10 protein-coding genes and 2 riboswitches are annotated in these 13036 nt (G+C 31.5%); of the genes, 7 read left to right on the forward strand and 3 right to left on the reverse strand.

The window, feature by feature from the left end; genetic code table 11:
- The first annotated feature begins 558 nt into the window (after positions 1-558).
- The 6 genes from B4E59_RS06870 (at position 559) to B4E59_RS06895 (ending at position 8226) form a co-directional block, all read left to right on the forward strand.
- On the forward strand, positions 559-1002 hold the full coding sequence (locus B4E59_RS06870; RefSeq protein ID WP_291052221.1) for a cytochrome c oxidase assembly factor Coa1 family protein: 444 nt from the start codon (positions 559-561) through the stop codon (positions 1000-1002).
- Between the two features lie 75 nt (positions 1003-1077).
- Positions 1078-1264: riboswitch (cobalamin riboswitch) on the forward strand.
- A 99-nt stretch (positions 1265-1363) separates the two neighbouring features.
- Positions 1364-3361, forward strand: coding sequence for a TonB-dependent receptor (locus B4E59_RS06875; RefSeq protein ID WP_291052224.1), 1998 nt, complete (start codon positions 1364-1366; stop codon positions 3359-3361).
- The gene (locus B4E59_RS06880) at positions 3358-4494 is read left to right on the forward strand and encodes a YncE family protein (protein ID WP_291052227.1); all 1137 of its coding nucleotides are present in this window, start codon (positions 3358-3360) and stop codon (positions 4492-4494) included. The genes B4E59_RS06875 and B4E59_RS06880 overlap by 4 nt, the downstream gene beginning before the upstream one ends.
- Positions 4495-4503: 9 nt before the next feature.
- Complete coding sequence (locus B4E59_RS06885) at positions 4504-5643, forward strand: PKD-like domain-containing protein (protein WP_291052230.1); 1140 nt, start codon at positions 4504-4506, stop codon at positions 5641-5643.
- A gap of 76 nt (positions 5644-5719) precedes the next feature.
- Positions 5720-6586 carry a DUF4465 domain-containing protein gene (locus B4E59_RS06890; protein WP_291052233.1) on the forward strand — a complete coding sequence of 289 codons (867 nt, stop codon included), beginning with the start codon at positions 5720-5722 and terminating at the stop codon, positions 6584-6586.
- A gap of 77 nt (positions 6587-6663) precedes the next feature.
- Positions 6664-8226: a DUF5074 domain-containing protein gene (locus B4E59_RS06895; RefSeq protein ID WP_291052236.1), complete on the forward strand. Its 1563-nt coding sequence runs from the start codon at positions 6664-6666 to the stop codon at positions 8224-8226.
- A 55-nt stretch (positions 8227-8281) separates the two neighbouring features.
- Here the strand turns inward: B4E59_RS06895 and B4E59_RS06900 are convergent, their stop codons facing one another.
- On the reverse strand, positions 8282-8743 hold the full coding sequence (locus B4E59_RS06900; protein WP_038336827.1) for an Lrp/AsnC family transcriptional regulator: 462 nt from the start codon (positions 8741-8743) through the stop codon (positions 8282-8284).
- Positions 8744-8852: 109 nt separating this feature from the next.
- Positions 8853-8988, forward strand: a riboswitch (cobalamin riboswitch).
- Positions 8989-9073: 85 nt separating this feature from the next.
- On the opposite strand from B4E59_RS06900, the gene metE reads away from it, so the two are divergent.
- Positions 9074-11395, forward strand: a complete 2322-nt coding sequence (metE, locus tag B4E59_RS06905; protein WP_291052239.1) for a 5-methyltetrahydropteroyltriglutamate--homocysteine S-methyltransferase — start codon at positions 9074-9076, stop codon at positions 11393-11395.
- 85 nt (positions 11396-11480) lie between these two features.
- Here metE and B4E59_RS06910 read toward each other — a convergent pair whose 3' ends face one another.
- Together B4E59_RS06910 and B4E59_RS06915 are read right to left on the reverse strand one after the other, a co-directional pair.
- Positions 11481-12422: a hypothetical protein gene (locus tag B4E59_RS06910; RefSeq protein WP_291052241.1), complete on the reverse strand. Its 942-nt coding sequence runs from the start codon at positions 12420-12422 to the stop codon at positions 11481-11483.
- A gap of 6 nt (positions 12423-12428) precedes the next feature.
- Complete coding sequence (locus tag B4E59_RS06915) at positions 12429-12965, reverse strand: GNAT family N-acetyltransferase (protein WP_291052244.1); 537 nt, start codon at positions 12963-12965, stop codon at positions 12429-12431.
- Between the last annotated feature and the right edge of the window lie 71 nt (positions 12966-13036).

The raw sequence follows: 13036 nt of genomic DNA on the forward strand, positions 1-13036 counted from the left end.
TGAACAACTTGAGGCTTTTTTGTGTTTATGGATTTCGCTTTAGGTGAAGGCTGTAAGCTTTACGCTAACTCAAAACTATGTTTTATAAAACAAGAAGCTTCTAGTCAGTTAATAAGAAGCTTGCTTTCATCCAACAAGAAGCTTCTAATTAGTCAACGAGAAGCTTCTTCTTAATAAAAAGGAAGCTTCCTTTTTCAACTAACTTAAAATTTACTACTTATAACTCGAAAATACCCCTATTTCCCTCAAGTGGATATTTTAACTTCTACTTCTATTCCTGTAAGTCTTAAATCTTATGTCTTATAAATTATAACTTATCACTCAAAACTTACAACTTACAACCCGCGTTAGGGATAGTAGTGGAAATCCTTTTGTAGAAATTGGATTTTCCTGTAATCACTTCCAATTTATTCTACAAAAGATTGCAACGGATAGCCCGACCGAGCGATTTACATTAGTTGTGTTTGTATTCTTTTGATTATTCTATGAATAATATAAATGGAAGGCAAGGAGCGAGGAACGACCAAATTTATTATCTTTACTCAAAACCTATACATTATGGAGGAAAATCATTATGATAATCAATTGTTACCAAAGGAAAGTTGGTTTAAACGTAATTGGAAATGGATAGTGCCTATTGACTGTTTGTCGTTTGTGATTTTATTTTTTGGATTGTTAATTGGAGGCGCTTTTTGGGGTTTTAGCAAGTTAACTTCGGATAGTGATGTAACGAAACATGCAATCAATATTATTAATCAAAATCCTGAAGTTCAACAAAAATTGGGGACTGATATAAAAACGGATGGAATGTTTAGTGGAAATATTTCTGTTTCGAATAATACTGGAGAAGCCAATATTTTTGATCCGATAAAAGGTACAAAAGGTTCTGGTACTGCAATTATTGTAGGACAGAAAGAATTTGATAAATGGAATTATGAAAAGATCGCTGTTCAGGTTGATGATACTGGAGAGGTGATCGAAATAAATAGAGTAAAAGAATAAGCTAACGAATTAGTTAGCTTTTTTTTGTTTTACATTATTGATAAAGATTTAATTGTTTATTCAAAATAATAATTTTACTTTTGATTAACATTTGGTGCGAACTTAACCGTTCGGTAACAGGGAATCAGGTGAAAATCCTGAACAGACCCGCTGCTGTAAGCTCCATATTTTTTTTAGATATATATATCCACTTTTCGTAGAATGGGAAGGATTTCTAAAAAAGGAGTAAGTCAGAAGACCTACCAAAATGATAAATGTTGAATGCTTTCGGGGACTAAAGCATGAAGTTCAAATTTTGAATAGGTTCGTCCTTTCAATACTTCTTCATACACTCTCGTTAGCAACAATTGATTATTGCTAAATGAGAAATCTAAAAACTATAATTAGTTGTTGCAGCTTGATTTTGCTTTCATGTCGCATTGCCTCTGCGCAAATTATTCATGATAGTATTTTAGAGCTTCAGCAAGTTAATATTTTAAAAAATAATGTAAAAGCCGTTGTTCCTGTTCAGGAATTGAAAGGAGCGGAACTAGAGGCATTAAATAGCCATTCTGTGGCAGATGCTGTTCGTTTTTTTGCAGGAGTGCAAATTAAAGATTACGGTGGAGTTGGAGGTCTAAAAACTATTGATGTTCGTGGGATGGGATCTCAACATGTTGCAGTTTTTTATGATGGAATTCAACTTGGAAATGCGCAGAATGGAATTGTCGATTTAGGGAAATTTTCTTTAGATGACATGGAAGTGATTTCTTTATATAATGGTCAAAAAAGTAATATTTTTCAATCAGCGAAAGATTATGCTTCAGCTTCTGCTATTTATCTTCAAACCAAAAAACCTGTTTTCATTGGTGATAAAAAAACGAATGCTACACTTCGTTATAAGATAGGTTCGATTCAATTAATCAATCCTTCTATTCGTATTGAACAAAAAATTACCGATAGGTTATCAGCTGTTATGAGTGCTGAATATGTTAAAACGAATGGTGTATATAAATTCCGTTATCAACGCAAAAATTTGGATGGAACAACTGCATACGATACAGTTTTGAAACGTAGAGATGGACAAGTTGATGCAAAACGTTTGGAATTAGGATTTATCGGAAAAGGAAATCAATCGAATTGGAATGTAAAAGGATATTTGTATGATTCGGATCGAGGAATTCCTGCTGCAATTGTGCGTGGTCGATTTGATGGACGTGGACAAACTTTGGTTGATAGAAATTATTTTGTTCAAGGTAAATATGAGAAACGATTCAGAAATTTTCAATCGAAGATAAACGCAAAGTTTGCTTACGATTTCACCCATTATACAGATACAGTTTCGACAGTAAAAATAGAAAATAAGTACACACAACGCGAGTTTTATGTGTCTTGGGCGAATCTTTATTCGATTACAGATAATTGGGATGTGAATGTTGCAACAGATTATCAGTTTAATAATATGGGAGCAGATTTAAAGAATTTTTCTTTTCCTACTCGTCATACAAATCTTGTTGCGTTCGCGTCTACTTATCGTCTTGGACGTTTGAGTTTACAAGGAAGTTTATTTGGAACTTTTGTAAAAGAATCAGTAGAAATGAACACAAGTGCGCCTGATAAAAATATATGGACGCCAACGATTATCGCCAATTATCAACCATTCAAATCTCACGATTTTAATATCAGAGCGTTTTATAAACGTATTTTTAGAATGCCAACGTTCAATGATTTGTATTATACTAGTATTGGTTATTCTAATCTTCGACCAGAATATTCAACTCAATATAATGTTGGTTTTACTTATTCTAAATCAACTCCAAATTTCTTCAAAAATATTACGTTTCAAGCCGATGCTTTTTACAATGAAGTAACTGATAAAATTGTTGCTGCGCCTTCGGGAAGTTTGTTTCGTTTCACGATGCTCAATTTGGATGAAGTTAGAATAAAAGGGTTGGATGTTAAAATTCGATCAACATTTCAATTAGGAGAAATAGAGGTTTCGCCAATGCTTAACTATGGTTTTTTGCAAGCGTTAGATTATTCGAATCCGAAGAAAAGTTACTACAAAAATCAAATTCCATATACACCAAAACATAGTGGTTCTTTTGTTTTAGCGGCTTCTTATAAAACATGGAATTTTAATTACAGTTTTATTTATGTGGGAGAACGTTACAATGTTCATCAAGATAACATCAAAACAAATCGTCTTAATCCTTGGTTTACAAATGATTTAGGGATACATAAAGAGTTTAGGTTGAATCAAAGTCTATTCAAAGTTTCTTTTGAATTAAATAATATTTTGAATCAACAATATGATGTGGTTTTAAATTATCCAATGCCAGGAAGACAATTCAAGCTAATATTAAGCGCAAACTTATGAGAAATTTCAAACAATTATTCGTCTGTTTTTTAACAGCAATTACTTTTTATGCTTGTCAGCAAGATACTTATTTGATCGAGAAAGAGGAAGAAGGTGTAACCGATCCCGAAAAAACAGATGTCGTTGGTTTTTATTTACTAAACGAAGGAAAAATGGGAAGTAATATGGCTACGGTAGATTATATGGATTTTACAACAGGAACCTATAATAGAAATATATATGCAACCGTAAATCCTACTATGGTAAAGGAATTGGGAGATGTTGGGAATGATATCAAAATTTATGGAAATAAGTTATATGCGGTTATCAACGTATCAAATTTTATCGAAGTAATGGATGTAAGAACAGCCAAACATCTGGGAACAATTCCTTTAGAAAATGGTCGTTACATCACGTTTGCAAATGGGAAAGCTTATGCATCTTCGTATGCTGGTCCTGTTACAATCGATCCGAAAGCTCCTTTGGGAAAAGTGGTCGAAATAGATACGATTAATTTATCGGTTACGCGACAAGTGACCGTAGGTTATCAGCCAGAAGAATTAGAAGTTGTTGGGAATAATTTGTATGTAGCAAACTCAGGAGGATATCAAGTTCCTGAATATGATAAAACGATTTCTGTGATTGATTTATCAACGTTTAAAGAAACTAAAAAAATTGATGTTGAAGTAAACCTTCATCGTTTAAAAAAAGATGCAGATGGCGATTTATATGTGACTTCTCGTGGTGATTATTACAACGTTCCATCAAATCTATATGTGTTGGATAGTAAAACGCATCAAATCAAAAAGAAATTTGATATTCCTGTTTCTAACTTTACGATTGTTGATAACAAACTCTATTATTATTCAAACGAATTTAGTTACACAACTTTCGAATACACAAAAACTTATGGTGTAATTGATACCAAAACAGAAGAAGTTATTAACAAAACATTGGTCAATGATCCTGTTATTAATGAAATCGAAACGCCTTACGGAATTGCTGTAAATCCTCAAACCAAAGATCTTTTTCTAACCGATGTCGGAAATTATGTTTCGATGGGTTACATCTATTGTTTTGATAAAAATGGTGCTTTTAAATGGAAAACTGCTGCTGGAAATATTCCTGCTCACTTTGCTTTTGTCTATAAATAAAATTTACATATGAAATATTCTAAAATCTTACTAACCGCACTAAGTTTTGCTTTGATACAAAGCTGTAGTGATGATGAAAACATTATCGAGACAAATCCTGATAATGCTACTTTACAAGCATCTTATGATGCAATACGTTTAAAAATTGTTTCAATTGAACCAACTATTGCAGGTTTCGAGAATGCAACATATACATGGAAACTTGGCAATGAAATTATAGGAAATGAGAAAACTTTAGGTTTCGTTTCTGATAAAGTTGGTGCTTATGATTTGACATTAGAAATAAAATCAGGAACTACATCTAAAACAGTTAAAACGAAGGTTAATGTTACACAAGAATCAGCAACTTATAGTAAATACATTTCTCAAGTCTTTGATTTTTTACCTTCAGTTGGGCAATTTACCAATAAACTTCCTCTCTTTGAAGCAGGTAATACACAAGCAGAAATGACGACTAAAGCAGGCAAAGAATTGATAGGAAAAGAAACGGGTATGATTTCTTTAGGAGGATACGGAGGATATGTGGTATTTGGTTTTGACCATACAATTATGAACCAACCAAACAAACGCGATTTTAAAGTTTTAGGAAATGGTTTTGCTGGATCTTCTGAACCTGGAATTGTGATGGTAGCATATGATAAAAATAAAAATGGAAAACCAGATGACGATGAATGGTACGAAATCGCAGGAAGTGAGTACACGAATCCAAATACAATAAAAAATTATAGTATTTCTTATCAAAAACCAACTGAAGAAGATAAAATACCTAATCCTGAATATGTAAAATGGATAGATAATCAAGGAAATTCAGGTTATAAAACTAAAAATAGTTATCATAAGCAATCATATTATCCATTGTGGTTTGGTTCGGATCAGTTAAAATTTACAGGTACACTTTTACCTAATAATTATACCGAAAACAATGGAATTTGGAAAGGAAAACAATACTCATATGGTTATGTAGACAATGCACCAAATAACAGCGAAGATTCAAATATTGATATTGATTGGGCTGTTGATAAAAATGGTAATCCTGTTAAATTATTAGGAATCGATTTTATCAAAGTTTACACAGCAACTAATCAAGAAGCAGGTTGGTTAGGCGAAATTTCAACAGAAGTAATGGGTGCTTACGATTTACATCTATAATTAACACTAAATATTTTTTATAAACCGTCGAGTTGTTACGATGATGAGACGGTTTTTTTACAATTATTTCATCAATATGAAGACTATAAATTTACAATTTTCAAAAAAACTTTTTTTTAATCTATTAATCATCGGGTCATCTATCACATTTTTGTCATCATGTAATGATGATGATTATAAAAATGAGGTAGTTGAGTTAAAAAAATACCAAACGTTAGATGTTTCTAAGTTCGATCTTTCGAAAGGAATTTCAACTTCTGGAGGTAAAATTTGGGAAGGAACATATAAAGAAGATACAGATTTAATTTTAGGAATTTTCAAACTAAAGCATACTGCTTGGCCCGAATATTTAACATGGATGGGATTCACGGTTTCTAATAGTAATGATAATTCTGATCAAATAAAGAATGAAGGAGGTTGGTTAGATAATCAATGGGGAACAATGGCAAAAGGTGGTGCTGACGGACAAGGAACACCTTTTTTGGTTTCTTTTGCAGATCATAAACCATCAGAAAAAGTTTTGAAATATGGAGAAGAAGTTAAGATTGACAGATTTTCTAGTGTAGTAGAAATTTTGGATATGGCGAATAAATATAAAGCCAAAAGTGTAAAATTAGCGATTAGTCCTTGGTCTTACTATGGAATTATGAACGGGGATGCTTATGCAAGAAAATTTGAAAAAGGAGATTATTTCGCTATTCATATTTATGGAGTTTCGGCTAATAAGCAATTAACAACAGAAAAACCTGTGACACATTACTTTGTTGATTTCAGAAATGGAGTAAATAACATTTCAACAACTTGGCAAGATGTTGATCTTTCGTCTTTAGGAGAAGTCAAGTATTTAATGTTTTTCTTAGAAACAACCGATGTAGGAAATTGGGGAGCAAATACAGCATTATACTTTACAATGGATAAATTAAAAGTAGAAAAAATTCAATAGATCTCATTTCTAAATATTTTTATCCGAGGCTGTCATTTTTGGATGATGGTTTCGGATTTCTAAAAAACAAACAATACATGAGAAAATTTTTACTTTCGATTTTTACAATTGCTGCATTTCAAACAAGTTTTGCACAAACAAAAGAATATACAAATGGTGTTTTTATTCTGAATGAAGATTGGTTTGGTCATACAAATGGATCAATTAATTTTATGAATCTAGATTATTCTATCGATTATAATATTTACAAAACTGTGAATACCAATGAAGAATTAGGAGTTACGCCTCCTTTTGCAACAATTTATGGTGATAATTTTTACATTGTTTCGAAACAAGGAAATCGTTTAGTTGTTGCAGATTCGAAAACTTTACAGAAAAAAGCCAGTTTTGAAACAATTGGTGGAGACGGAAGAAGTTTTGTAGGTGTTGATGCTAAAACAGGATATGTAGGAACTTCAAGTGGACTTTATTTGTTTGATATTGAAAACTTGAAATTAGGATCTTTAATTGAAGGTGCTGATAAATTTGGTGCTTTAGCAAATATTATTCGAACTTCTACTTATGTTTTTGCCGTAACTCAAAAGGGTGGAATATTAGTAATTGATCCAAACACTCACAAAATTAAGCAAACGATTGCTGGAAGTTTTATTTCTGTAGTTCAATCTAAAGATGGAAATGTTTGGGGAGCATTGGCAAATAAATTGGTTAAAATAAATCCTGTGACTTTAGAAACAACAGAAATCTTGATTCCAACGAAAACAATTCCGAATACTTGGGGAGCGTGGAATGCAGGAAGTTTTTGTGCATCAACAAAAGAAAATATGATTTACTTTTTCCCAGGTTCTGGTTGGTCTGTTAGTCCTACAATTGTAAAATATGATGTGGATAAAAATGAATTCAATGAGAATTTTGCTACAATTCCTAGTCAAGATACAAATCCTAAACAAATGCCTTATGGAGCAGGTTTGCGTGTAGATCCACGAACAGATGAGTTAATCATCATAACTACAACATCTCAATATAATAAGCACTGGATTCATAAATTTGATAATAAAGGAAATTTAACGAAAACAATTCCTTTGACTGATTATTATTGGTTCCAATCTTTACCTGTTTTTCCAGATAATGCAGCACCAATTATTAATGATTTAGAAACAACTTATCATATCAATACAGCAACAACAATTGATTTGAAAGATAAAGTTTCTGATCAAGATAATTTATCAGCAGCGATTGTAAAAGATTTAGAAATCATTGAAAATGATGATGTAGCAGAAATTTCGATTAATGAAAAAGATGAATTAGTCATTAATCCATTAAAAAATGGAACAGCTAAAATTAAACTTTCTTTCAATTCGAATGGAAAAGTTGTTTCACAGAACATCACAATTTCATCAGCTGTTTTAGGAATAAGTGATCTGAATAAATCATCAATTAATGTTTATCCAAATCCTGTTAACAATGTATTGTTTATCGAAACAAATGAAGCTTCAAAAGCTGAAATTTTCGCTATTACAGGAACTAAATTGACAGAGAAAACACTTCAAAAAGGGAAAAATCAATTAGATGTTTCTTCTTTACCAAAAGGTGTTTACATCATAAAAGTTAACAATTCTACTTTCAAAGTAATCAAAAAGTAGTGTGTTATTTATTTGTGGAAAAAAGGTTGAGCATTGCTCAACCTTTTGTTTTTTATTAAATATTGATCCCGTACGTATTTTTTATTTCAGCCATCACAAAAGAACTGTGTGTACTTCCGATGCTTTCTAAAGCGCCCAATTTATTGAAAACAAAATCTTGATATTGCTTCATATCCAAAACTTGTACTTTTAAGATAAAATCATATTCACCCGAAATATTATAACATTCCACCACTTCATCAATCAACAAAATATCTTCCACAAGTTTATTCCCAATCGTGCGATCATGTTGTTTTAGCTTGATGCTGCAAAAAACCATAAAGCCTTTGTTCAGCTTTTCCGCATCTAAAACCGCTCTATAATTTTTGATATAACCTTGTTGTTCCAACCTTTTTATACGTTCAAAAACGGGCGAAGGAGATAAATTAACTAAAGCAGCAATTGCTTTTACTGTCAATTTTGAGTCTTTTTGTAGAATTCTTAATAATTCTAAATCGGTTTGATCTAATGTTTCCATCCAAATAATATTCTTTTCAACACAATATTTTATTGTTGTTTAAGTGTTTTGTTTTGTAAAATTAATCATAATAGGTTGTATAATCTTATTTTTTCAAGTTTTAGAATCGTTTATTTTGTCTTGTTACATTTGTAAAGAAATAAACAACAAATTATTGGGGAATCGTGTGAGAATCACGAGCTGTCGCGCAACTGTAAGTAATGCAAATTACAAGTCAGATTACCAATAGAAACAAAAGATGATACTTTCGCGATTTGAAGTCAGTCTGTCAAAATAGGTTACTATTTATCAACTCGCGTTTGTGTTTTTGAACATTAAAAAACAATCAAAATGCAAACACAAATTTTAGGTTATCCAAGAATTGGGGCTAACCGTGAACTAAAAAAAGCCTGCGAAAATTATTGGGCAGGTAAGATTGAACTACAAGCTTTATTGCAAACAAGCCGTATAATTACCAAACAAAATTGGGCATTGCAACAAGCTGCTGGAATTGATTTAATTCCGTGTAACGACTTTTCTTTTTATGATCAAGTTTTAGATTCTACGTTATCAGTTGGTGCAATTCCAGCGCGTTTCAATACGGTTGCGTTAAATAAAAAGAACACAGAATTAGACTTGTATTTTGCGATGGCAAGAGGTTATCAAAAAGATAATTTAGATATTACAGCGATGGAAATGACAAAATGGTTTGATACCAACTATCATTATATCGTTCCGGAATTTGTAAAAAATCAAGAATTTAAATATTTCTCAAACTCAATTGTAAACGAATTTATCGCTGCAAAAAAAGAAGGTTTTAATCCAAAAACTGTTTTAATTGGACCGATTACGTATTTATTATTAGGAAAAGAAAAAGAAGAGGGATTTGATCGAATTGATTTAATTCAGAATTTATTGCCAGTTTACTTTGAAATTATTCATGATTTAATCAATCATGGAGCAAATACAATTCAGTTCGACGAACCTTTTTTAGCTTTAGATTTAGACGAAAAATCGAAAACAGCTTATCAAGAAGTTTACAAAAAAATAAGAAAAGAATTTCCTCAACTTACAATTCAGGTCGCAACTTATTTTGATGGATTGAAAGATAATACAGCTTTAGCAATCAATTTACCAATTGATATTTTGCATCTTGATTTGGTTCGTGACGAAAATCAAATCGATGAAATATTGAATCTAATTCCTTCTCAATTAAAACTTTCTTTAGGTTTAGTTGATGGTCGAAATATTTGGAAAAATGATTTTCAAAAATCGCTTTCAACCATAGAAAAAGTTGTGAACAAAATTGGAGAAAAACGTGTTATTATTTCAACATCTTGTTCATTATTACATTCGCCTTGTGATTTAGATTTAGAAACAAACGAAAAAAATCTTCCGACAACAATCAAAGATTGGTTTGCATTTGCGAAGCAAAAATTAGAAGAAGTTGCTTTCTTAAAAAATTATTTTTCAAACCCGAATGACGAAAAATTGATTCAACAATATGAAGCGAATCAATTCTCTATTAATAATAGAAAAAATTCTCAATTAATTCATCAAACTCAAGTTAAAGAACGAGTAAATGCAATAAAAGATGAAGATTATAATCGTACAAATAGTTTTGGACAACGAAAAATTGTGCAACAAAATGTATTGAATCTTCCGCCTTTCCCAACGACAACAATCGGATCTTTTCCACAAACACAAGAGGTGAGAAGTTGGCGTGCGAAATATAAAAAAGGAGAATTATCTGCCGAAGAATATGATACTTTATTGAAACAAGAAACCAAGCGTACGATAGAGTGGCAAGAGGAAATTGGCATTGATGTTTTGGTGCATGGTGAATATGAGCGCAACGATATGGTGGAATATTTTGGTGAAAAATTAGCCGGATTTGTCTTCTCTAAAAATGGTTGGGTTCAGAGTTATGGAACGCGTTGTGTAAAACCGCCTATTATTTTTGGTGATGTTTATCGCCCAGTTCCAATGACGGTTTATTGGTCGAAATATGCGCAATCTATCACAGAACAAAAAGTAAAAGGAATGTTGACTGGTCCAGTTACGATTTTGCAATGGTCTTTTGTTCGCGATGATCAACCAAGATCTACGACGTGTAAACAAATTGCATTGGCGATTCGTGATGAAGTTTCAGATTTAGAAAAAGCTGGAATTAAAATTATTCAGATTGATGAACCTGCAATTCGAGAAGGTTTACCATTGAGAAAAGATGAATGGCAAAATTATTTGAAATGGACGGTTGATTCGTTCAAATTAGCTTCAAGTAATGTTGATGATTCTACTCAAATTCATACGCATATGTGTTATTCAGAATTCAACGATATTATTCAAAATATTGCTGATTTAGATGCGGATGTTATTACAATTGAATGTTCGAGAAGTCAAATGGAATTATTAAATGCTTTTTCAGATTTCAATTATCCAAATGATATCGGACCTGGAGTTTATGATATTCATTCGCCTCGAGTTCCGTCGAAAGAAGAAATGGTTGATTTGATAGAGAAAGCGGCAAAAGTTATTCCGGCAGATCAATTATGGGTGAATCCTGATTGTGGACTAAAAACGCGTCATTGGGAAGAAACCGAAAAAGCTTTGATTGAAATGGTTGCGGCGACAAAAGAATTAAGAAAAATATATACGCCAAAAGCGATTTAAGCTTAACATCCTACTTTTATGACTTAAGTAGTGTAGTGTTATTTATTTGTGAAGAAAGGTTGAGCAACGCTCAACCTTTTGTGTTTTAATAATAATTTATCGTTCGTTTTACAACATATTTCAATTCTCCATTAGTTGAAATAGAGGCTTTTATCCAATTATTTTTCGAATCATATTCATACGAAACTTGATAAGAAGTTAAAACTACTTGTCCATTTCGGAAGGATTGTTTTTTAAAGTTGACAATTTCATTTTTCGAATCAAAATCAGCTTGATAAGTCAACGTTTTATTGGTGTCAAATGATTGTAATTTCGAAATATTTCCATTCTCAAAAAACATTATTTTGCTCGAATTTCCAGCAATTTCTTCCTGAAAAATAGGTGTTTCTTTATCGTAAATGTAATACGATTTTCGTCCTTTTTTTCCATCAAAAGAAGTCATTTCGTCTAAAACCAATAAACCGTTTTTGTTATACGTTAAATTATTTTCACTAATCGTAGAACCTTCCACTTTTGTCGTGATTTTATCCAACTTGTTCGAATAATTAAAAATCGTTACATAACTCGATTTTGACGATTTTCCTTCTATCTTTTCTGTCAAGTTTATCAACCGATTTTTATTGTCATAAACAAAGTCTTTGTCAGAAGCAATTCGTTTTGGATCTTCACCATTGTTAATAACTGTATTCGTCTGTTTATCAATAAAATTAGAGTTATTGTAGTCGTAATTAACATAGTTATAAACAGCTAATTTTCCTTGATAATCTAAATAATTTGTTCGCTTTATTAACAATCCTTTTTGATTAAATTCTAACGAAATTTGATTGTAAAACTCATTCTCCAAAAAAGGTAAAGTTGTGGTATTTCCTTTTGCGTCCGTTGCAGTTGAAGTCACTTTTTCGACCTTTCCTTTCAGATTAAAATCAGCTAAAGTTGTTTTAACTTCATAATCATTCGTCGAAATTTTTTGTGCAAAACTACATGTCGAAACAAGAATTGTACATAAAAGTATAATAGGATGTTTCATGATTAATTATTTCTTCAATTCATACCAAAAGCAATCCAAATCCCACATGTCAAGATGAAAAGTTTCAGTGACTTCGAAACCTATTTTTTCCAAGACATTTCGAGAAGCTTTATTATCAACATGCGTTATTGCGTTTAGTTTAATATGTGACATATTTTTTCTGTAAAAGTCCATGCAAGCTTCGGCAGCTTCAGTTGCATAACCTTTTCCCCAAGTTTCTTTTCTGTAACGATATCCGATATCAATAAAATCGAATTTATTATTCATCGATTCGCTTTCTATAATATATTTAAAACCAGTCCAACCAATCATTTTACCTGTTTCTTTTTCAACAACAGCAAGACGACCATGTCCAAGTTCTTCATATTGTTTTTGGATATCTTCAATAATTTCTTTTGTTTCTTCAATGGTTTGAATAGGTTCTGCCTTTAGAAATTCATGAACTTCTGGTTGAGAATCCATCTCATAAAAATCTTGCAAATCATCCATCGTAATTGGACGTATGATTAAACGCTCCGTTTCGAGTGTTGGTAAATATTTCATTGAGTTATAGTTTTGATTAAATATAGTATAAAATATAAAATCCTCGTAATTGCGAGGATTTTATCTATATT

Origin of the sequence: Empedobacter sp. UBA2044 (assembly GCF_002333005.1) — a bacterium.
Classification (GTDB): Bacteria; Bacteroidota; Bacteroidia; order Flavobacteriales; family Weeksellaceae; genus Empedobacter; species Empedobacter falsenii_B.